Below are 26,541 nucleotides of genomic sequence, written 5' to 3'. Positions count from 1 at the left end.
TTGCCGTTGCAAGCGGATTGTTGATCAAGATTTTTAAATTGATGAAAAGCGGGCGAGAAGGGCAATAAAAAAGGCCGCATACGCGGCCTTTTTAGGAGGGCTATCGATCAAGGTCTATTTAGACTGTGATTTGGGTTTAAACCGCAACAGACGGTTGGCGTTACTCACCACGGTAATGGATGACAGCGCCATGGCTGCTCCGGCAACTACTGGGCTAAGCAGTGCGCCGGTTAACGGATACAACACGCCGGCAGCAATCGGAATACCCAGCGAGTTGTAGACGAATGCGCCTAACAGGTTTTGCTTCATATTGCGCAACGTGGCACAGGAAAGTTCCACCGCGTCAGCCACACCATTCAGACTATGGCGCATCAGCGTAATCGCTGCGGTTTCAATGGCGATATCACTGCCACTGCCCATCGCAATACCCACATCAGCCTGAGCCAAAGCAGGGGCGTCGTTGATACCATCGCCGACCATCGCGACTTTATGTCCTTTAGCCTGCAACGCTTTAATTGCATCGGCCTTACCTTCAGGGAGTACGCCCGCGATAACCTGATCAATACCCGCTTCTTTAGCAATCGCATTCGCCGTGAGTGGGTTATCGCCGGTTAGCATCACCAACTGATAGCCCAAACCATGCAAGCGTTGTAATGCTTCCACGCTGTCGCTTCTTAGCGGGTCACGGATAGAAAGCAATGCGGCAGGTTTCCCGTCTGCGGATAACAGTACTGGCGTTATCCCGCGTTCGGCCTGCTGTTTAAGCAGGGATTTAACCTCAGTAGTATCAACCTGTTGCTGCTCCATTAGCGCGTCGTTCCCCAACAGCAACGTATGTCCATCAACGTCACCGCTTACGCCAAGACCACGTAACGTGCGGAACTGGGTAACTTCAGGTATGACTAAACGATCTGCTCGTTCTGTGATTGCGCGTGCCAATGGATGGTTTGAACCCGCTTCTAAGGCCGCAGACCACTGCAATGCCTGCGCTTCGCTGACGCCGTTAAAGGTGTGAATTTCAACTACTTTTGGCTGGCCTTCAGTCAATGTACCGGTTTTATCGAATACCAACGTATCAAGTTCACTGGCGCGTTGTAAGGCGTCGGCATCACGAACCAATACACCGAGCTCAGCGGCTCGCCCAACACCGGCAATGATCGACATTGGCGTTGCTAAACCTAAGGCGCATGGGCAGGCAATAATCAGTACCGTTGTCGCCACCACCAAGGTGTACACAATTTGTGGCTGTGGGCCGAAGAAGTACCAGATCAGGCCGCTAAATACCGCAATCCCAACCACGGTGGGAACAAAAACTGCGGAAATACGGTCAGCCATTTGCCCAATTTCAGGCTTGCTGCTCTGCGCTTGGCGCACCAGTTTAATGATGCGTGCCAGCGTCGTTTGGCTGCCGATGGCTCCCGCACGGAACAGAACGCTACCGTCTTGAACTACGGTACCTGCATGCACCGGATCGCCTGAAGATTTCTGCTGTGGAATCGGTTCGCCGGTTAGCATGGCTTCATCCATCCATACTTCGCCGGAAATAATCTCACCATCAACCGGAACCCGATCGCCGGTGGTTAAGCGTAGCGTCATGCCAAGCTTAACGTCGGCCAACGGCAACGTTTTCTCACCCTCTTCGGTGACGACGCGAGCGGTCGGCGGGGTTAAATCTAACAGACGCTCAAGTGCTTTCGAAGAGCGTTGGCGTGCTCTGGCTTCCATGGCATGACCGAGGTTGATCAAACCAATAATCATCGCACTGGCTTCGTAGTAGAGGTGGCGCGCTTCCATCGGGAACACATGCGGCCACAGCGTTACCGTGATGGAGTAGAGCCAGGCGGCGCCGGTGCCTAGTGCCACCAAGGTATCCATGGTAGCACTACGGTTCATCAGGCTACGCCATGCGCTGCGATAGAAATGCCCACCGGCAAATACCATCACGGCAAGGGTAACCAGCCCGACGATCAACCAGTTATTCTGGTTACTCGCCGTGAGCTCCATCGATCCACCGAACAGCCCCCACGCCATCAGCGGCACACCCAGACCTAAGCCCAGAGCGGCCTGCCAGCGGAATTTTTTCACTGACTTTTCCGCTGATTCCTGCTGGCGTGCACGACGCTTCTCTTCATCTTGAATGATTTCAGCGCCGTAACCGGCTTTTTCAACGGCGTGTATCAAAGCGTCTGGATCGCTACGGCCTATGACCAATGCGCTGCGCTCGGCAAGGTTTACGCGCGCTTGTTCAACGCCGGGTACGCTCTGCAAAGCATTCTGCACTTTTAATACACAGCTTGCGCAGCTCATGCCGTCGAGCAACAGCTGAACGCTATCGTCATCGTCAGAAGCGTTTGGAGTTGCTGTCGCCGGAGAAGTTGTTTCAGCCGCTGCCAGAGTTTCCGGCGCTTGTGGTGCTGTCGAGTTTGCTGTTGCAGACTGTGTCAGCGGCTCAGTTTTTGGGTGGCTTTCTCCACTTGCCAATGAAGCTTCATAGCCAGCGGCTATAACGGCATTAATCAGCGTTGTTGAATCGGCGGAACCATAGACTTTGGCGTCGGTTAATGAAACTTCAACCGCATCAACGCCAGCAACGGCCTCCAACGCTTTGGTGACGCTGGCGGTGCAATGGCCACAGCTTAAGCCGCCTAGCGCCAGCTCTACGTCAGGCGTTCCCGCAACCGTTGCATGGTAACCCGCTTGCTCTACGGTTGTGATAATCGCCTGAGCATCGGCGTCGCCGGTGACTTTGGCATAGCGTGGATTATTCAGCTGAGCCAGTTCAATATCGGAACGAGCTTCCAGCGCGGTTTTGACTTTTTTCGCACAGTTCATGCAGGACAAGCCTTGCAGCGCGAATAGTTGAGTTTGTGACATAATAAAATCCTCTCGAGTATTGCCCAATGAACACGTGGTGTTGATGGGCGAATCACATGGTATTCTTCACTTGGACTAAGCTTAAACCTTCCTGCAAGGGTAAGGTCAAGAGGGGAGGCAGAATGAACATCAGTGAGGTTGCCAAGAAAACCGGACTCACCAGTAAAACCATCCGTTTTTACGAAGAAAAAGGGCTGATGACTGCGCCAAATCGCGCTGATAACGGCTATCGGTTCTACGGTGAAAAACATATTGAAGAGCTCACGTTGCTGCGTCAGGCGCGGCAGGTGGGCTTTACGCTGGACGAATGCCGTGAACTGGTAGGGCTTTTTCATGACAAAAGCCGCCACAGCGCTGACGTTAAGCGGCGCACGTTAGAGAAAGTGGCCGAACTGGAACGGCATATTGAAGAATTGCAGCAAATGCGTCACCGATTGATGGCGTTAGCCGATGAGTGTCCCGGCGATGAAAGCGCGGATTGCCCGATCATTAATAATCTGGCGGGGTGCTGCCACGGGCATAAGGCTTAAGTGGTTTATCCCCCGGCAAACCTCTGCGCGGGGGGAGGGAGCAACTTAAATACTTTTCACCACTAACGTAATACCTTCCACGTCGATAACTTCAACGACGGCTCCGAGCGGTAATTCCTGCGAACAGGTGACTCGCCAACTGCTGTCGCCGATACGAATGCGCCCATTGCCGTTGACGATCGGTGCTTCAAGCGTGGCACGCGCACCAATAAGCTGGCGGCTACGTTGATTAAGCAGGTCATCATTGTTTCTTGATACCGGCTGACTGCGCCGTAGCCAGCGCCACCAAAGTAGCGCAGTAGCGACGGTGAGGATCGCAAACAGCGTTGCCTGCCACTCCCAGCCAAATGGAAGTACCCATGTCAGCAGGCCGACCAACAGTGCTGAAATGCCGCACCACAGCAGATACCCGCCAGCGCCTAACAACTCCGCAGCTAATAGCACACCGCCCAGCGACAGCCAAAAGCCATGCGGATTTTGGGCAATGTAATCAATCATTATGATTTGCCTTTAACGGGGCCTGTTTCTTTCAGTAATTCAGCGATACCACCGATGGAGCCCATCAGGTTGCTGGCTTCCAGCGGCATCATGATCACTTTGCTGTTAGTGGCAGAACCGATTTTTTGCAGCGCGTCAGTATATTTTTGTGCCACGAAGTAGTTAATCGCCTGAATGTTCCCTGCGGCAATCGCTTCTGACACCATTTTGGTGGCCTGAGCTTCAGCTTCCGCGGCACGTTCGCGCGCTTCTGCCTGCAAGAATGCAGACTGACGCTCACCTTCGGCTTTCAGGATCTGAGACTGCTTTTCACCTTCGGCACGCAAAATAGCTGCCTGACGAACACCTTCCGCTTCGAGAATATCTGCACGTTTGGTTCGCTCGGCTTTCATCTGGGCGTTCATGGAGGCAACCAGTTCGACCGGCGGACGCACGTCGCGGATTTCGATACGCGTTACTTTTACGCCCCAAGGATTGGTGGCTTCATCAACGATATGCAGCAAACGGCCATTAATATGGTCACGCTGTGACAGCATTTCATCCAATTCCATAGAACCCAGAACGGTACGGAAGTTGGTCATGGTTAAATTGACGATGGCGCGTTCTAAATTGCTCACCTCATAGGCGGCGCGGGCAGGGTCGATAACCTGAATAAAGCAAACGGCATCAATGGTGACGTTGGCGTTATCTTTTGAAATGATTTCTTGAGCAGGGATGTCTAAAACCTGTTCCATCATGTTGATCTTACGACCAACGCGATCCATGAATGGAATGATTAAATTCAGACCAGGCATTAATGTTTTGGTGTAGCGGCCAAAGCGCTCGACGGTCCACTGGAAGCCTTGCGGCACGATTTTAATCCCTGACCATACGATGACCAACGCAACAACCACTAAGACGGGAATAACGGTAAACATCGACAACCTCCTGTTAGCGAACGGCCTCATACCGCACGATTGATAATAGTTTAACCAATCGTGCGTAAGACTGACATGATTAACAGGAATAAATCATATTAGGTTAACGAATATTAAGACTTCTCGGGTTTATTCATCAAATCCGGTTAATTCAAAGACCCCAAGATGACCGTGACCGTCTAAATCAACGGTGTGAGTTTGTGGGCGAGGCGTGACCAGCACGGCGCTGTCGTAGCGGTTTAGCGTAATTGACTTACCGCCGCCAACCGGCGTGAGTGAAATTTCGCCGTCGTGGCAGAATAAAATAATGGTGCTAGCGTGGCAGCGCAGTGGCGGCATATTCGGGCTGGTGGTGACCCACTGAAGGCGTGCGCCATAATAGCGTGGGTCATAAATCAAATTCAGATCGCGTACTTTGCCATTGAGCAACGTGCTGCTCACGCGACTGTCGCCGGAAAAACGCTGGATCCCACAGGTCAAAATCGGTGGTTCAATACGTCCATCGATTTTTAGCTGCAAGCCATCGCCTTCCAAAATGGAAAGGATGCGCTGATATCCCGTATAGCTGGAGAAATCACCGTCAGAGGAAACTTCTGCCATGGATAAACGCCAGCGGAAATCGCGCCCGTTTGGGGAGTCCACTCGCATGATCTCCTGCGTAACGCCTTGTCCATTTTTCCAAGGCATCGCGTGATAATCAGCCCATCGTATGATCTGCCATTGATTCATGAGGTGAAATGTCCTTTTAAACGATGTCGAGTTCCGGGAAACAGCAATTTTGCAAAGGTAACATTATGATGTTTAGACCAAGTTCGACGTTCGATCAATAGGCAAGGCTCATTCGCCTGAATGTGCAGCCATTGGCTTTCTTCAGCCGAAGGCAGCAGAGCTTCAACAATATGTTCCCCCTCGGTTAAGGGAGCCACGCGCGATAGGTAGTCGTGCGGCGTGATTTTGAGAAAGTCCTGCTGTAGGTAATCAGGCGCAACGATAGGATTCACATAGCGATTTTCAATCTGCACCGGCGTGTCATTTTCGTAATGCACGATGATGGAGTGAAATATTGGCGCGCCTACGCTGAGATTTAACGCAGCGGCTTGTTCGCTATTAGCCTGTACTTTATCCAGCAAGATAATTTTGCTGTGATGGCGGTGATTGCGTGCCAGAATTTCGTCACGAATGCTGTGAACTTCAAACAGCGCAGATTGCCCTTTCGGCTCCGCAACAAAGGTGCCAACGCCCTGCATGCGCACCAGTAATCCTTGATGAGTTAACTCTCGCAACGCCCGGTTGATGGTCATTCGGCTGAATCCCAGATGCGCGACCAGCTCGGCCTCTGAAGGAATGCGATAATTTGGCGGCCAAGCTCCGTTACTGATGTTATCGGTAATCATTTTTTTGACCTGCTCATACAGCGGCGCAGGCGTTGATAGCGGTGATAAATCAGCGGGAAGAGTCATGGATAACATTCCTTATGGGCAATCGCCGATGTTCCATTGATGTAGAATTTGCCATGCAATGCGTGCCGCAGTGCGGGCACCGAATTGCTGAATATCCAAAGAGGGATTGTATTCCACCAGATCCGCTCCCCACAATGACGGACTTTCACATATCGCACCCACTAACGGCAAAAGTCGTTCAATTGGCAATCCCACGGCGGCGGGCGCTGAGACGCCGGGCATTTGCCACGCTGGAAGAACATCCAGATCGACCGTCAGATAGACGATCTCACACTTATCCATAAATACGCCGATCTGGCGATGCAGATCGTCAAGCGATCGCGTAAGCGCGTCGGTATCCCATACGATCTCAACGTTCAAGCGCTCGGCCTCGGTGACCAACGCCTGCGTGTTCGCCGCGAGGCTGGCGCCGACGCAGAGATAATGAAACGGTCGCTGGTTCTGCTCGCAGTAATGAGCGAGCTGGCGAAACGGCGTGCCCGACGTCGCCACGTCGTTGCGGCGCAGATCCAAATGAGCATCAAAATTAATAATGCCAACGGTTTTGTCGGGATGCGCCTGATAGAGCCCTAAACCGTGGGCGAAGGCGGTCTCATGGCCGCCGCCAAAGACTAAGGTTCTTACGCCTTGTTGGTGGTATTGCGAGACTTTTTGGCTAAACAGCGCCTGCGCTTCTTCTAGCGGGGTATCGCCAACGCGCAATGTGCCGCCGTCGGTGATGCGGTCATGTCCTGCATGCGCAGCAAGATTAGCCAGCATTTTACGCAGCGCATCGGGTGCTGCGGCGGCTCCGGTGCGGCCATGATTGCGTTTGACGCCTTCATCACAGGCAAAACCGAGCAACACGATAGGGCGAGGCTCATTGTGCTGTCCAACGGTTTGAAATAAGCGTAGCGCTTCGGGAGACTCGGCTAAATCGTTACGTCCTTGCCAAACGTCATCAGCGGTGGGTTGCCAGTGGCTCATTGCATTTCCTCATTTTTGCTCTGTTTTAGTGTCGCCTGACCTTGGTAAACCCGCTGATACAGTGGATTTCGCCCCAATTCATAAATCACTTCAACCGGTTTTTCTGCTTCCCACACCGCGAAATTAGCCTCAAAACCGGCGGCAAGCTGCCCGTGGGTGTGCTGACGATTTAATGCCTGAGCCGCATGTCGTGTCACGCCTAGCCACGCTTCTTCCGGCGTGAGGCCAAATTGTACGCAGGCCATATTCATCGCTAGGCGCAAAGACGCAAAAGGGCTGGTGCCGGGATTGAAATCGCTGGCTACCGCCATAGGGACGCGATATTCACGCAGCAAATCCACCGGAGGGCGTTTGGTTTCGCGTAAAAAATAGAAGGCACCGGGCAACAGAACCGCCACGGTTTGGCTGTGCGCTAAGGCTTGAATACCGGCTTCATCCAGATGCTCAATATGGTCAGTCGACAGCCCGTGATAACGCGCCACCAGTTCGCTACCGCCCAGATTAGAAAGCTGTTCCATATGCCCGCGAACAGGAATGCCGAGCTGTTTGGCTGCCGCGAACAGCTTTTCGCTTTGCGCGAGTGAAAAGCCCACGCTTTCGCAGAATACATCGACCGATTCAAACAGTTTTTTCTCCCATAACTGCGGTAGGATTTCCTCGCAAATCAGATCGATATAGTGGTCTGAGCGGCCCTGATATTCCGGTGGTGTGGTATGCGCCGAAAGCAGCGTTGGGCTAACATCGATGGCATTTTGCCGAGCCAACTGTTGAGCAACGCGTAGCTGTTTTTCTTCATTGATGAGATCCAGACCGTAACCGGATTTCATTTCCACCGTCGTCACACCTTCGTCCATTAAAGCCTGTAAACGCTGTTGGCTGATGCTAAGCAACGTATCCGGCGAGGCGTCGCGCGTGGCGCGCACGGTTGAATTGATTCCGCCGCCGTTCTGGCTAATCTCGGTGTACGACACGCCGTTCAGGCGCTGTTCCCACTCGTAGGCGCGATCGCCACCGAACACTAAATGCGTATGACAGTCGATAAGACCTGGCGTAACGAGGCGATCCTGTAGGTCAATCTGTTGGGGATGCTGCGCGGGAAGCTCATCCTCTGGGATCACCGCTATAATATGTTTATCGCGTACCACCAGTGCATGGCGATCGAGAAGACCATAAGGCGCTTGGCTCTGCGCGTTCATGGTGGCTAAGCGTCCGTTGCGCCAAATAACGTCGGACTCCAATAAATTCATAGCATCCCCAAACCTGTATAGAGTTGTATATACATTTATTTTCGAAAGGCCGATGAGTGTCAAACGTTTTTAATGAAAATGTTATTTAATTGTGACGTCAAATGCGATGTGTGACTGAGGCACGGCGTGTTTGGCGTCGCGGGGGCAAATCTGCGACAATGCGGCGCAGCTTTTTTATGGTAAGAAAGTTTTATTAACAATGAGAGTGTCATGTCGTATCCGATAAACGAACTGTTCCAGACCCTGCAAGGGGAAGGTTTTTACACCGGTGTTCCGGCTATTTTTATTCGCCTGCAAGGTTGTCCGGTAGGGTGCAGCTGGTGTGATACCAAACATACGTGGGAACAGTTACCTGAACGAGAAATCGGCATGAACGAAATCTTGATCAAAACTGAAGAGAGCGATGCGTGGGGAAGTGCCAGCCCTGAGCAACTGCTGGATATCCTGCGCGAGCGCGGATATACCGCTCGTCATGTGGTGATCACCGGTGGCGAACCCTGCATCCATGATTTACGTCCCTTGACGGAATTACTGAATCAAAATGGTTTTTCCTGCCAGATAGAAACCAGCGGCACCCATGAAATCTGCTGCTCTGAGGCAACCTGGGTGACCGTCTCTCCAAAGGTCAACATGAAAGGCGGAATGAAAGTATTGGAGTCTTCGTTAGTGCGCGCCGATGAGGTTAAGCATCCCGTCGCACGTGAGCGCGATATTGAAGATTTAGACGCATTACTGTCCGTGCTTCACGATGATAAGAAACGCATTATCGCGCTCCAGCCGATTAGCCAAAAAGAGAGCGCGACGAAGCTGTGTATTGAAACCTGCATTGCGCGCAACTGGCGCTTGTCGATGCAAACCCATAAGTATTTGAACATCGCCTAAATATGCTAATGAGAAGCGCGCTGCTGAATAATTATCGGATGATTTTTGGCACTGCGCTTCTGATGCTGGTGTTTTCGCTAACCGGCTGTGCCAAATCTGACGCGCTGTGGGGCGTGGTGGATAAAGTTTGTCGAGTTAACTATCAGCAAAAGCACGATCCCGCACCCTGCGCCCAGATCTACTCGCCGACTCACGATCGGCGATCTGCGTTTACCGTCATTCAAAACCCGCGCTTTCACGCCCATTTTATTTTGGTTCCCAATGCTCGGATGAGCGGTATTGAGAGTCCTATACTGCTAGAAAATGACGCGCCGGATTATTTCGGTTATGCATGGACGATGCGCTATCGGCTGGCGTACGAATATGGCAGACCGGTTCCCGACGATGTACTGGGGCTGGCGTTAAATTCAGCCTATGGACGCAGCCAGAATCAACTTCACATTCATCTCACCTGTTTGCGTGAAGACGTTCGCCGCCAGTTAAAAGCTGAGCGTCCCTATATTGGCCGTGAATGGGCTTTGCTGCCTGATTTGCTATTGCGTCATCCGTTTTATGCCAAGCGTATTGAGCAACCGGCGCTTATCGGCGTGAATCCAATCAAATCGCTCGCCGATCAGTTTCATCTTACGCCTGAACAGCTGGCCTATTATGGTGTAGCTGTGGTGCCAACGACGTTTGAAAATCAGCCGGGCTTTATTTTATTGGCGACACGGGTGGGAATGGGAGAGAGAAATAGGGCATCGGTGGAGTCATTGCTGGATAAGCGCTGCGAGCTGCTGCAAACAATCCCGGCTCAGTGAACCGGGAAAAGGGAGTCAGATTTAGTACGCCTCTTCTATTATAGCGACGTCGGGTTCTTTCTCGGAATGATCGGCTAATGCATCATGTGAAATTTGCAGCTTCAGGTCGAATTCGATCATGGATATTTCCTGATTAATTTCGGCTTTAAGTGCATCAATTTTGTTTAACGAAGTGGTTTCCGTCACTCGTCAGCTTCCTAGTCAAAAACAGGGATGCCTATGTTAACCAGCATTCTGATATATAAAATCAATCAAATCCTAAATTTAGACCCGCCTCTCACAAAAGTTTAAGCTGTTTCACCCCCGTTTACGCTTGGCAAACAACCGATAAACAAAGCTGCCTACACGCGTTAAAAACTGTTACCTATTTCCTATATATCCTCTCGAAGAAAAAATTGATGAGGGGATGTGTACATCTCATTTGCTAATTGATTTTGCGACAATATTCATTGCCAGCATGGGATGCCTCTGTCAAAGTAACGCGTTTAAAATTAAGGAGGAAAAATGTTGCCGTCTGCAGGTTGGTTAGGACTCAGTTATTTCACCTATTTTTTCTCTTTTGGCATATTTCTGCCGTTTTGGAGCTTGTGGCTGCAAGGCGAGGGAATTTCTCCCGAATCAATTGGCCTATTGCTTGGCGCAGGGATGATAGCCCGTTTTCTTGGTAGTTTATTCATTGCTCCCGCCGTTAAAAAAACCTCTCAACTGATTACCGCTCTCCGTCTTATTGCTCTCCTCGCCCTGATTTGTTCTATCGCATTTTCCTTTGGTACCGCATGGGCGTGGCTGTTGGTGGTGATGGCCGGATTTAGCCTCTTCTATGGACCGCTCATTCCGCTGACCGATGCGCTGGCCGCAACGTGGCAACGTCAGGTGGGGTTGGACTACGGCAAAGTACGCCTATGGGGATCGATGGCCTTTGTCATTGGTTCTGCGGTCACGGGGGAAGTGGTCAATGCCTTTGGCCATAAGGCTATTATGTATTGCCTGTGGGCGGGTCTGGCGGCCATGCTGGTGGGAATGCTTTTACGCCCGCGTCATATGCCACAGGATGCACCTAAAGATAGCGCGGTGCAGGACACCACGCCGTGGAAAATTTTATTAAAAGAAGCGCCGGTATGGCGTTTTTTATTGTGTGCCGCTTTACTTCAAGGCGCTCATGCAGGCTATTACGGATTTAGCACGATTTACTGGCAGGAGGCGGGCTATTCCGCGTCGGTAGTCGGTTATCTGTGGTCGCTAGGCGTTGTGGCTGAGGTTATTGTCTTTGCATTGAGCAAGCGCTTGTTTCGCCGTATGTCGGTTTCCCAGCTACTGCTGTTGTCGTGTTTTTGTGCGGTGATCCGTTGGAGCTTGATGGGCTCAACAACGGCGCTGCCGTGGCTGATTTTGATTCAAATTCTGCACGCGGGCTCTTTCACCGTGTGTCATCTGGCGGCAATGCGCTTTATTTCGGCACGACAGGGTGGCGATGTGATCCGTCTGCAAGCGGTCTATTCGGCGCTAGGCATGGGCGGAAGCGTAGCGATCATGACGATGCTGTCAGGCTTCCTGTTTGAGCACTATCAAGGCGGCATGTTCTATGCGATGGCGCTGGTGGTATTGCCGGTGATTTTCTTTAGGCCGAAAGTGACAAGCCATTAGTTTTGTGGCTAAGACCCCCTCCCAGCCTCCCCCTTGGCAGGGAGAGGGGCCGATCGAGATTCTTACGAACATCACAGAACATTTCCCTCTCTGCAAAGGGAAGGGTTAGTGTGGGGTTATAAGACCCCCTCCCAGCCTCCCCCTTGGCAGGGGGAGGGGCCGATCGAGATTCTTACCAACATCACAGAACAGTTCCCTCCCCTGCGAAGGGGAGGGTTAGGGTGGGGTTATAAGACCCCCTCCCAACCTCCCCCTTGGCAGGGGGAGGGGCCGATCGAGATTCTTACCAACATCACAGAACAGTTCCCTCCCCTGCGAAGGGGAGGGTTAGGGGGGGGCGTTACCCAAATATCACGGGAGGGTTTATGACTTGCCTGTAATCAGCCCATCTTTTCTAAACATGCTTTTAATCCCGCGCACGGCCTGACGAATACGATCTTGGTTTTCGATCAAGGCGAAACGAACGTGGGTGTCGCCATAGTCACCAAAACCAATCCCTGGGGAAACGGAGACTTTGGCATCGGCCAACAGCTTTTTGGCAAACTCTAGCGATCCAAGGTGCGCATAGGCATCGGGGATTTTTGCCCAAACATACATCGATGCTTTAGGATTTTCTACCATCCAACCGGCTTCATGCAGCCCTTTGACCAGCACGTTGCGGCGTTGACGGTATTGCTCGGCAATATCTCGCACGCATTGCTGATCGCCTTCGAGTGCGGCAATCGCCGCCACCTGCAACGGAGTAAAAGTACCATAGTCGTGGTAGCTCTTGATGCGTGCCAGCGCGTTAACCAGCTCGGGATTACCGACCATAAAACCGATGCGCCAGCCAGCCATGTTGTAGCTTTTCGACAGAGTGAAAAACTCGACGGCAACGTCTTTGGCTCCGGGGATTTGCATGATTGAAGGCGCTTTCCAACCGTCATACACAATGTCGGCATAGGCCAAATCGTGTACCACCAAAATATCGTGTTCTTTCGCCAGCTTGATGACGCGCTCAAAGAAATCTAATTCAACGCATTGCGCGGTAGGGTTCGAAGGAAAGCCCAGAATCATCATTTTAGGCTTAGGAATACTTTCGCGAATGGCGCGTTCTAATTCGTTGAAAAAGTCGATGCCTGAAACCAGCGGCACGGACCGCACCTGCGCACCCGCAATGACCGCGCCGTAAATGTGAATGGGGTAGCTAGGATTTGGCACTAAAACGGTATCGCCATGGTCGAGCGTGGCCAGCATCAAATGTGCCAGACCCTCTTTGGAACCGATGGTGACAATGGCTTCGCTATCGGGATCGATATCGACCTGATAACGATCTTGATACCAGTGCGAGATCGCGCGGCGTAAACGCGGAATACCGCGTGACGTGGAGTAACCGTGGGTATCTTCACGCTGTGCAACCGTACACATTTTTTCAACGATGTGCGGCGGCGTTGGGCCGTCTGGGTTCCCCATGCTGAGATCGATAATGTCTTCGCCGCGCCTGCGCGCAGCCATTTTTAATTCAGCGGTAATGTTAAATACATAAGGGGGAAGACGATCAATACGAGTAAAACGACGCGGAGTGCATGAGTCTGTCATAGATACCTCAAGATGACGTTAGCGCCCGGACCGTCCGAGCGACGCTGCCTGTTTACAGGCTATTAACGAAAATAGGCGAAGCCGAAGATTCTGTCGAGCGGATTTTTTAAACAGCGTTTTTTCGTTTCTCAATCGCTTTCCAGAACACTCCGAGCATTTATCGCTGAGTTTCAACTATGCTTATTAGCTAGCATTAAATTTGCTAATCATTTTTCGCCAATCCTTTGAACATGATTTTGATACAGCAAAGAGGGAACACTATGTTTAGAAAAACCGATAAAGTTGAACGTAGCATCGAAGAAGAGGTTTCATTGTTGGCGGACGCGCTTGAAGGTGTGTTGCAGGAGGGGGCGGATAAAACGGAGGATGAAATCGCTTCGCTGCGCCGTAGCGCACAAGATACGCTGCGTGAGGTGAAAGCGCGCATCAGCGGCGATACACCGTGTCCTGTAACGGATCGGGTGAAAAATGCCTGCTGTGATGTGAATGGCTACGTGCGGAATAAACCGTGGCACAGCGTGGGAATTGGGGCAACGGCAGGGCTGATTCTGGGGCTCTTGCTCTCAAAACGCTAATCAATCACTAGCGCGACTTATGTGTGCAATAGACGTGTGAATAATTGATGCGAGAAATTTATGTGACCGGTGCAATACCGGTCACACCATGGCAACTATCAACCGCGATAGGTGCAGCCTGCGGTGCAGGTTTCTTTCACCAATACGGCGCTTAGCAATGGCAGCTCAGGTTTCAGCTGTTGCCAAATCCACTGGGCTAACACTTCGCTGGTTGGATTCTCAAGACCAGGAATATCATTCAGATAGTAATGGTCGAGGCGGTCCAGAATTGGTTTGAACGCCGCTTTTAGCTCGGCAAAATCCATCACCCAGCCGGTATAAGCATCCACTTCGCCGGTAATTTCAATGCGTACTAAAAACGAATGGCCGTGCAGGCGACCACACTTATGTCCTTCCGGAACGTGTGGCAGATGGTGCGCAGCTTCAAACTGAAAATCTTTAAACAGGGTGGTTGTCATGATGACGCCTCGTAACCTAAAAAACCTGCGCATACTACCGGAAAGCGCCCGTTGGCGGTAGTTTTACCGCGATTGTTTGAGTATAAGCAGAAAATTTATTCTTCAATGCCCAAGAGGTCGCCTGTTTTATTTTTGCGGCGTTATTTTTTAACGGGCTATAAAATGTTTGATCCTATCTATTAAGACTCCCTTAGGCGTGAACAATAAAGCCAATAGCAAAGGCAGTGGAAATAGTTATGTAATAACTAACTGTTATTCATTGATTTTATAGACTTTCGCCTAAAACACTCCAGCCTCTATCACCTACCTGAATTAGTGGTTAGTCCAAATGGTTATTTGTTATTTCCATCACTTATTTAATTGTTATTATCCAGCTAGGTAACCTTACAAAAAGCGCTACATCAATTCGCCACACCCACGGTTCTTAAAGCTAAGTCTGAGGCTGCTTGAAGTACCAAAGGGATCACTGTGCAAGGAACACTTAGCAATGACGACTCAGGCTCCTCCTACTTCTATGCTTCCACTCACGCCGGAGCAATTGGCAAAGCTCCAGTCGGCGATTGGTGAGTTTTCACCACACCAGCTGGCGTGGCTCTCCGGTTATTTCTGGGGAATGGTTAATCAACAGCCAGGCACGGTAGCCGTGACGCCAGCACCGGCTGTAGCCGCTTCAGTTACCGTGATTTCCGCTTCGCAAACGGGCAACGCACGACGGGTGGCAGAGCAACTGCGCGATGACTTAACCGCAGCAGGTTTGGGTGTGACATTGGTTAACGCGGGTAACTATAAATTCAAACAGATCGCGCAGGAAAAACTGCTGCTGGTTGTTGCTTCAACCCAAGGGGAAGGTGAACCGCCGGAAGAAGCCGTCGCGTTGCACAAATATTTGTTCTCCAAAAAAGCCCCTCAGATGGCCGGAACGGCGTTTGCGGTGTTTGGCCTTGGGGATACTTCATATGAAAACTTTTGCCAGACCGGAAAAGATTTTGATGCTCGTTTAGCAGAACTGGGCGGTGAGCGCTTATTCGACCGCGCCGACGCCGATGTTGATTTCAAATCCGCGGCAGAAGCATGGCGTAAGCAGATCGTAGACGTTTTGAAACAGCGCGTGCCACAGGCCACGGCGGCGCAGACTCAGGTTAGCGTAGCCGGAAGCGTCGCGCAGATCGTGAGCAGCCCATACAGCAAAGAATCCCCGCTAACCGCCTCTTTAGCGGTGAAGCAAAAAATTACCGGTCGCAACTCCGATAAAGACGTGCGCCACATTGAAATCGATCTCGGTGAATCGGGTCTGAGCTACCAGCCTGGCGATGCACTGGGCGTGTGGTATCACAACGATCCCGATTTGGTTGAAGAAATTATTGGCCTGATTTGGCGCACCGGCGATGAGACGGTCACTCTCAACGATCAAACGATGACGTTGCGTGAGGCGCTGACCGAACGCTTGGAGCTCACACAAAACACCACCGTTATCGTAGAAAAATACGCGGCGCTTTCGCGCGATGAGCGCTTGATAGAGCTCTTGGCGGATAAGCATCAACTGCAACAATACGCACAAACCACGCCGCTGCCGGACATGATCCGTCAAGCACCGGCGGATTTAGACGCTGAGCAGCTAGTGGCGCTGTTACGCCCGTTAACGCCGCGTCTTTATTCCATCGCATCTTCTCAAGAGGAAGTGGGGAGCGAAGTGCACATCACCGTTGGCGTGGTGCGTTATGAAGTTGATGGCCGCGCCCGCACCGGCGGTGCTTCAGGCTATTTAGCCGATCGTCTGGATGAAGATGGCGAGCTGCGCGTTTTCATCGAGCATAACGACAATTTCCGTCTGCCTGCGAATCCACAAACGCCGGTCATTATGATTGGCCCTGGCACCGGCATTGCACCGTTCCGTGCGTTTATTCAACAACGTGCAGCCGAAGGCGCAGAAGGCCTTAACTGGCTTTTCTTTGGCAACCCTCACTTTACCGAAGATTTTCTGTATCAGGTGGAATGGCAGCGCTTTGTTAAAGACGGCGTTCTATCCCGTATCGATCTGGCTTGGTCACGCGATCAAAAACATAAAGTCTATGTACAGGACAAGCTGCGTGAGCAAGGGGCCGAGGTTTGGCGCTGGATCGAACAGGGCGCACATATTTACGTCTGCGGAGACGCCAACCGCATGGCGAAAGACGTTGAACAGGCGTTACTGGAGCTATTGGCTGAACACGGTGGTATGGACGCCGAACAAGCCGATGAATTTTTAAGTGAGCTGCGCGTTGAGCGCCGCTATCAGCGGGACGTTTACTAATAATGAGCAAATCGATGCAAGATAATTACGCTTTTAGCAGCAAACACCCGGGGCCCTTGGTCGTCGATGCACCTTTGGCCGACGCTGAGCGCCTGAAGCGCGAGAGCAATTTTTTACGCGGCACTATTGCCGAAGATTTAAATGATGGTTTGACCGGTGGCTTTAACGGCGACAACTTTCTGCTGATCCGTTTTCACGGTATGTACCAGCAGGATGACCGCGATATTCGCGCCGAACGCGCCGAGCAAAAGTTAGAACCACGTCATGCCATGATGCTGCGCTGCCGTTTACCGGGCGGCGTGATGACGCCATCGCAATGGCTGGGTATCGACAAGTTTGCCGACGAAAGCACGCTGTACGGCAGCATTCGTATTACTAACCGCCAAACGTTCCAGTTTCACGGCATCTTGAAGCAAAACGTTAAGCCAGTGCATCAGCTGCTTAATCGTTTGGGTTTGGATGCGTTGGCGACCGCCAATGACGTTAACCGTAACGTGCTGTGCACGTCGAATCCCGTGGAGTCAGAGCTACATCAAGAAGCCTATGAATGGGCGAAAAAACTGTCTGAACACCTGTTGCCGCGCACTCGCGCCTATGCAGAAGTGTGGCTGGATCAGGAAAAAGTCGAAACCACCGATGAGGAACCGATTCTCGGTGCAACTTATTTACCGCGTAAATTTAAAACTACGGTAGTGATCCCGCCACAGAACGATGTGGATCTACATGCCAACGATCTCAACTTTGTGGCGATTGCTGAAAACGGCAAGCTGATCGGTTTTAACGTGCTGGTCGGCGGTGGGCTGTCTATTGCTCATGGCGATAAGGCGACCTATGCCCGCACGGCCAGCGAGCTTGGCTTTATTCCCGTAGAACACACCTTGGCCGTAGCTGAAGGCGTGGTGACGACGCAGCGCGACTGGGGAAACCGTACCAATCGTAAAAACGCAAAAACCAAGTACACCTTGGAGCGCGTCGGCGTAGAAAACTTTAAAGCTGAAGTGGAAAAACGTGCGGGAGTGACCTTCGAACCTGTACGTCCTTATGAGTTTACCGGACGCGGCGATCGCATTGGCTGGGTGAAGGGCATTGATAATAAATGGCATTTGACGCTGTTTATTGAAAATGGTCGCATTCTGGATTATCCAAATCGACCGTTGAAAACCGGCATGGCGGAGATCGCCAAGATTCATCAGGGCGATTTCCGTCTGACAGCGAATCAGAACCTGATCGTGGCGGGCGTGGCTGAAAAGGACAAAGCCCGTATAGAACAGATTGCGCGTGAACATGGCTTGATCGACGACGGCGTCAGCGAGCAGCGCAAAAACTCCATGGCCTGCGTGTCTTACCCAACCTGTCCGCTGGCGATGGCAGAAGCCGAGCGCTTCCTGCCGCAGTTTGTGACTCAGGTTGAAGAAATTATGCAAAGCCACGGCGTTGGCGAAGAGCATATTGTTCTACGTGTCACCGGTTGCCCGAACGGCTGTGGGCGTGCGCTGTTGGCGGAAATTGGTCTGGTCGGAAAAGCGCTGGGGCGCTACAACCTGCATTTAGGTGGGAATCGTGCCGGAACGCGGATACCGAGAATGTATCGCGAAAATATCACCGATGCAGAAATCCTCGGTGTAATTGACGAACTGGTAGGCCGCTGGGCGAAAGGGCGTCAAGCCGACGAAGGCTTTGGTGATTTCACCATTCGCGCTGGGATCGTGCGTCCGGTGCTTGATCCGGCAAGAGATTTTTATGACTGATTGATGTTAATACCCCACCCCAACCCTCCCCTTGTCAGGGGAGGGGGCTGAGCGGTGACGCTGTGTGTGCTCTTTTTCTGAGAGCCAAACGGTATCGCTGTATGTGCTTTTTTTCTGAGAGCCATACGGTATCGCTGTTATGCCCCTCCCCCTGCGAAGGGAGAGGTTGGGAGGGGGTTGCTGATTCATCGCGGAGAATTGTATGTCTGCATTAAACTTACATGAGCTGAAAGCCTTACCCAAAGTCGAACAGGTTATGGCGTTAGCTGAAATTAACACTCAGCTAGAAAAACTGAGTGCGCAGGAAAGGGTGCGTTGGGCGCTAGAGCATTTGCCCGCCGAGTTTGCTCTCTCTTCGAGTTTTGGCATTCAGGCTGCGGTATCGCTGCATTTGGTCACCCGTGAGCTGCCGGATATTCCAGTGATCCTGACGGATACCGGCTATTTGTTCCCTGAAACCTACCAGTTCATCGATACCCTGCACGAAAAGTTGAATTTGAATCTGAAGGTTTACCGCGCTGAGCAGTCGGCTGCGTGGCAGGAGGCCCGCTATGGCAAACTTTGGGAGCAGGGCGTTGAAGGTATTGAACGCTACAACGATATTAACAAAGTTGAGCCGATGAACCGTGCCTTGCGTGAGCTTGGCGCGCAAACGTGGTTTGCTGGCCTGCGGCGTGAACAATCGGGCAGCCGTGCACATTTGCCGGTACTCGCGATTCAGCGTGGGGTATTTAAAATACTGCCGATTATCGATTGGGATAACCAACGGATTTATCAATATTTACAGCAGCATGGGCTTAGCTATCACCCGTTGTGGGAGCAAGGTTATCTCTCCGTCGGCGATACCCACACTACGCGCAAATGGGAGCCGGGCATGGCGGAAGAAGAAACGCGATTCTTTGGGTTAAAACGCGAATGTGGATTACATGAGTAGCCTTTGTTGAGATAAACAGCCTGACCTTAGCGTCAGGTTTTTTTGCTCCAGAAATTATTTATTTAACTTTCCAGTATAATTTTTTTCACATTAAAGCAAAAAGCGGTATCCTCGAAAGGATTCATCATACTAATAAAAGGACTAGGGCTATGCAGGAACAACCTCTTGGTGCGAGTCAGACTTCCGACTCGCGTGCGCTAATTCAACAACTCACGGATATTGTGGGTAAATCTCATCTTCTTACCGACGCACGTAAAACTGAACGCTATCGCAAAGGCTTTCGTTCAGGGCAAGGTGATGCCTTGGCGGTGGTCTTCCCTGACAGTTTGCTCGAACAGTGGAAGGTGTTTAAGGCCTGCGTTGAGGCCGATAAAATTGTGCTGATGCAGGCTGCCAACACCGGGCTAACCGAAGGTTCCACGCCGAGCGGTAACGACTACGATCGCGAAATCGTCATTATTAGCACTCAGCGTTTGGATAAAATTCAGCTGTTGGACGAAGGCAAGCAGGTTGTGGCTTTGCCGGGCAGCACGTTGTGGCATTTAGAACGTATCTTAAAACCGCTGGGGCGCGAGCCGCATTCGGTGATTGGTTCTTCCTGCATTGGTGCATCGGTCGTGGGCGGCGTGTGTAATAACTCTGGCGGCTCGCTGGTACACCGCGGCCCTGCGTATACCGAAATGGCGCTATATGGCCGAGTGAATGAGCATGGGCAGGTTGAGCTGGTTAACCATCTCGGCATTGCGCTGGGTAGCACGCCAGAAGAGATCCTGACGCGTTTGGAAAACCAGAAGTACGGTCCGCAAGACGTTGAACATAGCGAACGTCAGGCGTCCGATCACGATTATGCGGAGCGAATTCGCGACGTTGAAGCGGATACGCCATCACGCTTTAACGCCGATGAACGCCGTTTGTTTGAAGCCTCTGGCTGTGCGGGCAAACTTGCGGTATTTGCGGTGCGCTTAGATACTTTCCCTGCGCAATCCTCATCGCAGGTCTTCTATATCGGCACCAACCAGCCGCAGGTGTTGACCGAACTGCGTCGGCATATGCTGGCGAATTTCAAAAATCTGCCGGTGGCGGGTGAGTACATGCATCGCGATATTTTCGATATTGCGGAAGTGTATGGCAAAGATACTTTTGTGATGATCGACAAACTGGGCACCGACAAAATGCCGATGTTCTTTACTCTGAAAGGGCGTATGGATGCCATCTTTGGCAAAGTACCTTTCCTGCCGAGCCATCTGGTCGATCGCACCATGCAGACGCTAAGTCACCTGCTGCCATCGCATTTGCCCAAACGTTTGAAAGAGTATCGCAACCGCTTTGAGCATCACCTGATGCTGAAAATGTCGGGCGAAGGCATTGAGGAAGCGCGCGCGTGGCTGGAATCTTATTTTGCTCAGGCAGAAGGGGAGTTTTTTGTCTGCACGGCAGAAGAGGGTGCCAAAGCCTTCTTACACCGATTTGCCGCCGCAGGCGCTGCAATCCGCTATAACGCGGTGCATAGCAAAGAGGTTGAAGACATTCTTGCGCTCGATATTGCGCTGCGTCGAAACGATCATGATTGGTTCGAGCGTCTGCCGCCGGAATTTGACGATGCGCTGGTACACCGCCTCTACTACGGGCATTTCATGTGCTACGTTTTCCATCAGGATTACATTGTTAAAAAAGGCGTCGATGTGCATGCGCTGAAGGAAAAAATGCTCGCGCTGCTGGATACGCGCGGCGCGGAATATCCTGCGGAGCATAACGTTGGTCATCTGTACAAGGCTAAGCCACAGCTGAAAGCTTTCTATCAACAAAATGACCCGACTAACACGCTTAATCCAGGCATCGGTAAAACCTCCAAGTTGAAAAACTGGGGCTGCGACTGCGCAGAACATCAGAAGTAACATGAGCTGGAGCGCCCGTTCACCTTGACGTGGCGCTCTGTGTTCCCAATAATGAATGCCTTGACTCGGGGTGCCCATATGAAAATGAAAGGGCTGAGAACTTACCCGTATTACCTGATCTGGATTATGCCAGCGTAGGGAAGTCTCGGTGCATGAGCGCATCGTCTTCTTGACCGCCGGTTGGGAGGAATATGTCCATCGCGTCGAATCCACACCTTACCGAATTTCCCCACATCGAATTACCCGGTGAAAGCGCTGCCGCCGCTTTTGCTCAGCTTCGCCATCACGCTCCGCTAGTTCATTGCCTTACTAATGAAGTCGTTCAAACATTTACTGCGAACGTATTGTTGGCGCTGGGGGCATCGCCTGCCATGGTCGTTGAGCCGCAAGAGGCTGCGCAATTCTCTTCATTGGCTGATGCGTTGCTAATCAATATTGGTACCTTGCATGCGCAAAGAGCACAGTCGATGTTAGCTGCCATTGAGTCTGCCAATCATCATCAAAAACCGTGGGTTCTTGATCCGGTTGCCGTTGGCGGATTGGCTTATCGCACCGAATTTGCACGTCAGCTTTTAGCGCTGAAGCCCAGCGTTATTCGTGGTAATGCCTCAGAAATATTGGCACTGAGTGGGATGGACGCGGGCGGCCGCGGCGTTGATAGCACCGATGACTCTGCGGCGGCATTGCCGGCGGCTCAGGCTCTGGCGCTGCAAATGGGAGCCGTGGTTGCTGTAACCGGCGCAACGGATTATGTCACCGACGGCCAAAGAGTGTATGGCGTAACCTGCGGCGACGCGCTGATGACTCGTGTTGTAGGAACTGGCTGCGCATTGTCAGCCGTGGTGGCGGCGTTTAGCGTTCGGCAGACCGACCTTTTGTTGGCCGTTGCTACCGCCTGCCAAGCGATGTCGCTGGCAGGTGAACGTGCGGTCGCTGTATCACATGGCCCCGGCAGTTTTGTGCCTGCATTTATCGACGCACTGTATCACTTAACCCCGCAGGATTTTATTCGCTCTGGAGATCGCTCATGAAACGTATTAATGCATTAACTATCGCAGGAACCGATCCGAGCGGCGGCGCAGGCATTCAGGCCGATCTCAAAACGTTTTCCGCTTTGGGTGCTTACGGCACCAGCGTGATCACGGCGCTGGTGGCGCAGAACACGCGCGGTGTGCAGTCTGTTTATGAGATCGAGCCGAAGTTTGTCGGGGCTCAGTTGGCATCCGTACTCACCGATGTACGTATCGATAGTGCAAAAATTGGCATGTTGGCCAATGCTGATATCGTTGCGCAGGTTGCACAGGCGCTAGACCTGTATTCTATTCCTTTTGTGGTGTTGGACACGGTGATGGTGGCGAAAAGCGGCGATCCGTTGCTAGCCCCTGAAGCGGTGCAGGCCGTGCGTGATTTTCTGCTCCCTAAAGTCGCGCTTATCACCCCAAATTTGCCTGAAGCTGCTGCGCTTTTAGATTGCCCTATGGCGACCAATGAAGATGAAATGCGCCGACAAGGCCACGCATTGTTGGATATGGGGTGCAAAGCGGTATTGATGAAAGGCGGGCATCTGAGCGACAGCGAAAGTCCGGATTGGCTATTTAGTCGCGAAGGCGAACAACGATTTACCGCACCACGGGTGAATACCCGCCATACCCACGGCACTGGCTGCACGCTATCCGCGGCGCTTGCAGCATTGCGTCCGCAATATCAGAACTGGAATGAAACGGTGCTGGCTGCTAAAAACTACCTGCAAAAAGCCTTAGAGGCCGCAGATTCATTAGAAGTTGGCCATGGTATTGGGCCAGTACACCATTTCCATCAATGGTGGTAGATGTGAGATTGCCATCGTTTTAAAGGAACAGTGGCATGCTATGGGGAAGCGAGAAAAGCCAACTACTGACAAGAGGGGGCTTTTCTACACCTTAGATGATTTAGGATATACTGACTGAACTTACAATAAATTTGGCATTTTTATGGGTAACTCTAATCATCGTAGCGTCATAGAAAAGCCGCTGGAGAGTATTCATCGCTTGATGACTGCTTTTGTCAGTATCTCCAAACCCTATCTACTCGATAGCAAGAACATAGAAGCGCGGCTAAAAGGTAAAGATGCTGGGTTTGAAGTTTATCTGCTGACGAAAGGGCGAGTGGACATATGGCGTGAGGTGGATAATCGCCTTGTTGAAACGGCGTTTGCGCCCTCAATTCTTGGGCTACAAGGTTCGGCTTATCGCTCTCAGCACTATCATTTAAAGTTTCCTGCAGGTGCTGAAGTCAGCACGATACCCTTAAAAGCAGCTATGGAAATAATAGAGTTGCAGTCTCTATGGCGTGATGTTTTTTACTATCAAGGGTATCTCAACGATCGTCAATTGCACCACGAATCTATGCTGATAAACAGTTCTACCTATGAAACTGTTTGCATATTTCTCAAAGACTTATCTCATTACTCTGATAGCGAACGCGCGAAATTAAGCGTCGCTGATTTTATTTTACAGCGTTCAAATCTGGCACGTAGTGGCGTCATGAAAGTATTAGCAGACCTGCGCTTTGGCGGTTATATCGACATTCAGCACGGCAAGCTAATCAAAATCCTAAATAATTTCCCTCGAAACTACTAAGCGATTCCTGCTCATATATGCACCATTTCTCCTCGTTGCATTGACTCATTGTTAGAGCTTCGTCTTTTTATACCTGGAATGAGTTTTGATTCATTTGCAAGTGATAGATATATCATTCTATAAGTATTCATAATGAAGTAATGCTAAATATATAAAGTTAGTATTATTTATTGCGTTGAAATTATTGATTTTTTTATTTAAATCGTTTGGTTTTATAGCTATCAAACTTTATCAAGCCAATATTTTATCCAATTTTGGATGTTTTAATGTTTAGACAACTCGCTCATAATTTTGCTCATTCGCAGTTCGAAAGAAAATGTATAAAATATAAGTTATATAAAAATAACTTACCTGTAGATAATACTTCTCGGTGTATATGAAAAAGATAATTTTGTATTGCCTGATAGCTTCATCGCTAAGTATGCTATTTACAGGTGTTAGCTATTCTTCTGAAAAAATTATGTTACCTAATTTAGGTAGTGATAATTCTGTATCGGAAGATAAAGCTTCACCAGCTTTATCATCGAATAAAGATAATAATGCCACTGAGAAAAAAACCTCTGAAATATTGCTTAAAGAAGCACAAGGAAACTTCCAGAATTTAACTGTAGAAGGCATGAAGTCAGAGTCGTTGCAATACGGTAAAAACCTAGCGACGGCCACAGCACAGTCAGAAATAGAATCGCTGCTTTCACCTTATGGTCATATTGCAACCAATTTAAATATTAACGATCAAGGAAGTCTTGAGGGGTCGTCTCTGGATTATTTAGTTCCTTGGTATGAGGGAGAGAGTGACCTCTGGTTCAGTCAGTTTTCAGCCCATAATAAAGACGGACGTACTATTGCAAATATGGGGATAGGTATTCGCCATAATATTACCGAAGACTGGATGCTAGGTTCTAATATTTTTTATGATCATGATATGACGCGTGGTCATCATCGTGCGGGATTAGGCGGAGAAGCGTGGACACACTTCTTAAAGCTGAGTGGCAACTATTATATGCCGCTCTCTTCATGGAAGGATTCAGTCGATTTTGACGATTACCAAGAACGCCCTGCGCGTGGCTGGGATATTCGTTTGCAGGCATATCTCCCTGCATATCCGCAGTTGGGGTCGTCGGTGGTATACGAACAGTACTACGGCGATCAGGTGGCGTTATTTGGTAAGGATAGTTTGCAGGAAGACCCTTCGGCCGTGACGGTTGGTATCGACTACACGCCGGTTCCGCTGATTACTTTGCAAGCTGGGTATAAAAAAGGGGACTCGGATCAAAACGAGCTGACGGCAAATCTAAATCTGGATTACCGCATTGGTGTGCCTTTATCAAAACAGCTTGATGGTGATGAAGTTGCGAATATGCGCAGCCTGGCAGGGAGCCGTATGGATTTTGTCGATCGTAATAATGACATCGTTCTGGAATACCGTGAGAAAAACGATCTGGATGTGGGGCTTTATCTCAAGCCGACGGGTACTGCAGCGGCCTGTATTTTGGCTGATGATCCCGATAGCGCCGAGGCTTATGAAGGCTGTCATTGGACGGCAAATGCCACAGTCACATCGCACCTGAAAATCAAAAGTGCGAAGTGGGTACCAATGAGCAATTTTAATCCAGAAAGTACGCTTGGGCTTCCTGCATTAACGGCGGGGAATATCAGCAATGGGCAAAATAATCACTGGACGTTGACCTTCCCTGCGTGGGTGAATTCTACCGATCCTAACGCAAATAAATACCGGCTTGCAGTCACGCTGGTTGATGAAAAAGGCCATACAAAGCAGTCCAATACCGTCAATATTATCGTGGCAGAAGCGCCGATTGATTACCAATTGATTATTGATGATAGCGGTGAACAGAAAAAAGCGGTCAAGCTCCTCGCGAATGGTAATAATTTCGCAAACTTGGTTGCTAGCGGTGCAAAAGTGACGGGGCTTGCTGGTGAAACGACGCCGTTGGACTCTAAGAATCTGAATCTAACCTTCCATGCCTATAAAATAGAAGATAAGTCTCACTCTCAAGAAATTGCCATTCATACCTCGAAAAATGAATGCAAATCTGGAAGCGAATGTTTGTTCTTTAAAGAGCCGCCAACGGGTTCTAAAGCGATATTAGGCAGTACGATGAATGGCGTGTTTTCTATCATAGCAACGAAGAATGATGACAAAACACAAAAAACGAATTCTGTGCTCGTCGATTTTAGTGCTGCAAGCACAATGATATATACCGCAATTGTTGATAGTGATAACCCAACCGTTAATTTAACCGCGACAAAGGGAAATCTGCTTCAGCTAGGCCATAAATATCAATTTAAAATTGCCTATGACAGTAATAATAATGGGCAGTGGGATGCAACAGATCGTGAAACTGTGTCTGATAGCAATCCTACTCCGCTAATTTCTCTGGTTGATTATAAATGGATGTTTGATGGTGTTTCCCCAAATGGAAAGAAAGGCGGCTATGCGGTAAGCACGACTGAGAATAATACTATTTTAATTCCAAAAACGAATGCGGAAGCGAGCCAAGTATTAGCCAGTGCGGGTGCTGATGGTGTGCAAGGATATGAGCTAAAAGTTGATTATCAACTCACACCATCAGGGCAACAAATCATGAATAACCTGCATGCTAAATAAT

General features: G+C 50.5%; 23 protein-coding genes and 1 riboswitch. Of the genes, 13 read left to right on the top strand and 10 right to left on the bottom strand.

The window, feature by feature from the left end:
- Positions 1-114 precede the first annotated feature (114 nt).
- A complete protein-coding gene (gene copA, locus RSC70_RS03740; RefSeq protein WP_332541729.1) occupies positions 115-2,874 on the bottom strand; it encodes a copper-exporting P-type ATPase CopA in 2,760 nt (919 codons plus the stop codon).
- 122 nt (positions 2,875-2,996) lie between these two features.
- On the opposite strand from copA, the gene cueR reads away from it, so the two are divergent.
- Positions 2,997-3,404 (top strand): Cu(I)-responsive transcriptional regulator, encoded by a 408-nt coding sequence (gene cueR, locus RSC70_RS03735; protein ID WP_040044373.1) that lies wholly within the window; start codon positions 2,997-2,999, stop codon positions 3,402-3,404.
- Positions 3,405-3,449: 45 nt separating this feature from the next.
- On the opposite strand, the gene RSC70_RS03730 is transcribed toward cueR, so the two are convergent.
- The 6 genes from RSC70_RS03730 to hutI form a co-directional block, all read right to left on the bottom strand.
- A complete protein-coding gene (locus tag RSC70_RS03730) occupies positions 3,450-3,902 on the bottom strand; it encodes an NfeD family protein (protein WP_332541728.1) in 453 nt (150 codons plus the stop codon).
- Positions 3,902-4,819 carry an SPFH domain-containing protein gene (locus tag RSC70_RS03725; protein ID WP_025799893.1) on the bottom strand — a complete coding sequence of 306 codons (918 nt, stop codon included), beginning with the start codon at positions 4,817-4,819 and terminating at the stop codon, positions 3,902-3,904. The genes RSC70_RS03730 and RSC70_RS03725 overlap by 1 nt, the downstream gene beginning before the upstream one ends.
- Before the next feature lie 129 nt (positions 4,820-4,948).
- Positions 4,949-5,548, bottom strand: coding sequence for a HutD/Ves family protein (locus tag RSC70_RS03720; RefSeq protein WP_282806855.1), 600 nt, complete (start codon positions 5,546-5,548; stop codon positions 4,949-4,951).
- Positions 5,545-6,279 (bottom strand): histidine utilization repressor, encoded by a 735-nt coding sequence (gene hutC / locus RSC70_RS03715; protein ID WP_040044375.1) that lies wholly within the window; start codon positions 6,277-6,279, stop codon positions 5,545-5,547. Before hutC ends, RSC70_RS03720 begins: the two co-directional genes overlap by 4 nt.
- Positions 6,280-6,291: 12 nt before the next feature.
- A complete protein-coding gene (gene hutG / locus RSC70_RS03710; protein WP_332541727.1) occupies positions 6,292-7,245 on the bottom strand; it encodes a formimidoylglutamase in 954 nt (317 codons plus the stop codon).
- Positions 7,242-8,492, bottom strand: coding sequence for an imidazolonepropionase (gene hutI / locus RSC70_RS03705; RefSeq protein WP_332541726.1), 1,251 nt, complete (start codon positions 8,490-8,492; stop codon positions 7,242-7,244). The genes hutG and hutI overlap by 4 nt, the downstream gene beginning before the upstream one ends.
- A gap of 210 nt (positions 8,493-8,702) precedes the next feature.
- On the opposite strand from hutI, the gene queE reads away from it, so the two are divergent.
- Positions 8,703-9,374 (top strand): 7-carboxy-7-deazaguanine synthase QueE, encoded by a 672-nt coding sequence (gene queE, locus RSC70_RS03700; protein ID WP_332541725.1) that lies wholly within the window; start codon positions 8,703-8,705, stop codon positions 9,372-9,374.
- Positions 9,375-9,376: 2 nt separating this feature from the next.
- Positions 9,377-10,174, top strand: a complete 798-nt coding sequence (locus tag RSC70_RS03695; protein ID WP_234618608.1) for a CDP-diacylglycerol diphosphatase — start codon at positions 9,377-9,379, stop codon at positions 10,172-10,174.
- Positions 10,175-10,195: 21 nt separating this feature from the next.
- On the opposite strand, the gene RSC70_RS03690 is transcribed toward RSC70_RS03695, so the two are convergent.
- The gene (locus RSC70_RS03690) at positions 10,196-10,360 is read right to left on the bottom strand and encodes a hypothetical protein (protein ID WP_172722252.1); all 165 of its coding nucleotides are present in this window, start codon (positions 10,358-10,360) and stop codon (positions 10,196-10,198) included.
- Between the two features lie 318 nt (positions 10,361-10,678).
- On the opposite strand from RSC70_RS03690, the gene RSC70_RS03685 reads away from it, so the two are divergent.
- Complete coding sequence (locus RSC70_RS03685) at positions 10,679-11,818, top strand: 3-phenylpropionate MFS transporter (RefSeq protein WP_040044380.1); 1,140 nt, start codon at positions 10,679-10,681, stop codon at positions 11,816-11,818.
- A gap of 363 nt (positions 11,819-12,181) precedes the next feature.
- On the opposite strand, the gene alaC is transcribed toward RSC70_RS03685, so the two are convergent.
- On the bottom strand, positions 12,182-13,396 hold the full coding sequence (gene alaC, locus RSC70_RS03680) for an alanine transaminase (RefSeq protein ID WP_332541723.1): 1,215 nt from the start codon (positions 13,394-13,396) through the stop codon (positions 12,182-12,184).
- 260 nt (positions 13,397-13,656) lie between these two features.
- Between alaC and RSC70_RS03675 the strand changes: the two genes are divergently transcribed.
- A complete protein-coding gene (locus tag RSC70_RS03675) occupies positions 13,657-13,971 on the top strand; it encodes a DUF883 family protein (protein ID WP_043494938.1) in 315 nt (104 codons plus the stop codon).
- 98 nt (positions 13,972-14,069) lie between these two features.
- On the opposite strand, the gene queD is transcribed toward RSC70_RS03675, so the two are convergent.
- Positions 14,070-14,429, bottom strand: a complete 360-nt coding sequence (gene queD / locus RSC70_RS03670; protein ID WP_008814216.1) for a 6-carboxytetrahydropterin synthase QueD — start codon at positions 14,427-14,429, stop codon at positions 14,070-14,072.
- Positions 14,430-14,916: 487 nt separating this feature from the next.
- Here queD and cysJ point away from each other — a divergent pair, with 487 nt between their 5' ends.
- The 8 genes from cysJ (at position 14,917) to RSC70_RS03630 (ending at position 26,540) form a co-directional block, all read left to right on the top strand.
- The gene (cysJ, locus tag RSC70_RS03665) at positions 14,917-16,719 is read left to right on the top strand and encodes an NADPH-dependent assimilatory sulfite reductase flavoprotein subunit (protein WP_332541722.1); all 1,803 of its coding nucleotides are present in this window, start codon (positions 14,917-14,919) and stop codon (positions 16,717-16,719) included.
- 14 nt (positions 16,720-16,733) lie between these two features.
- Positions 16,734-18,467 carry an assimilatory sulfite reductase (NADPH) hemoprotein subunit gene (cysI, locus tag RSC70_RS03660; RefSeq protein ID WP_332541720.1) on the top strand — a complete coding sequence of 578 codons (1,734 nt, stop codon included), beginning with the start codon at positions 16,734-16,736 and terminating at the stop codon, positions 18,465-18,467.
- A gap of 202 nt (positions 18,468-18,669) precedes the next feature.
- Positions 18,670-19,401, top strand: a complete 732-nt coding sequence (cysH, locus tag RSC70_RS03655) for a phosphoadenosine phosphosulfate reductase (protein WP_332541719.1) — start codon at positions 18,670-18,672, stop codon at positions 19,399-19,401.
- 149 nt (positions 19,402-19,550) lie between these two features.
- On the top strand, positions 19,551-21,296 hold the full coding sequence (dld, locus tag RSC70_RS03650; RefSeq protein ID WP_332541718.1) for a D-lactate dehydrogenase: 1,746 nt from the start codon (positions 19,551-19,553) through the stop codon (positions 21,294-21,296).
- Positions 21,297-21,352: 56 nt separating this feature from the next.
- Positions 21,353-21,454, top strand: a riboswitch (TPP riboswitch).
- 33 nt (positions 21,455-21,487) lie between these two features.
- A complete protein-coding gene (gene thiM / locus RSC70_RS03645; RefSeq protein ID WP_332541716.1) occupies positions 21,488-22,327 on the top strand; it encodes a hydroxyethylthiazole kinase in 840 nt (279 codons plus the stop codon).
- The gene (gene thiD, locus RSC70_RS03640) at positions 22,324-23,124 is read left to right on the top strand and encodes a bifunctional hydroxymethylpyrimidine kinase/phosphomethylpyrimidine kinase (protein ID WP_234618615.1); all 801 of its coding nucleotides are present in this window, start codon (positions 22,324-22,326) and stop codon (positions 23,122-23,124) included. The genes thiM and thiD overlap by 4 nt, the downstream gene beginning before the upstream one ends.
- A gap of 142 nt (positions 23,125-23,266) precedes the next feature.
- Complete coding sequence (locus tag RSC70_RS03635; RefSeq protein ID WP_332541715.1) at positions 23,267-23,914, top strand: helix-turn-helix domain-containing protein; 648 nt, start codon at positions 23,267-23,269, stop codon at positions 23,912-23,914.
- A gap of 376 nt (positions 23,915-24,290) precedes the next feature.
- Positions 24,291-26,540: an inverse autotransporter beta domain-containing protein gene (locus RSC70_RS03630; RefSeq protein ID WP_332541713.1), complete on the top strand. Its 2,250-nt coding sequence runs from the start codon at positions 24,291-24,293 to the stop codon at positions 26,538-26,540.
- The last annotated feature ends 1 nt before the right edge of the window (position 26,541 follow it).

The sequence above is a fragment of the Hafnia sp. genome, assembly GCF_036648275.1.
GTDB lineage: Bacteria > Pseudomonadota > Gammaproteobacteria > Enterobacterales > Enterobacteriaceae > Hafnia > Hafnia alvei.
This window is presented reverse-complemented; position numbering and strand designations above follow the sequence as displayed.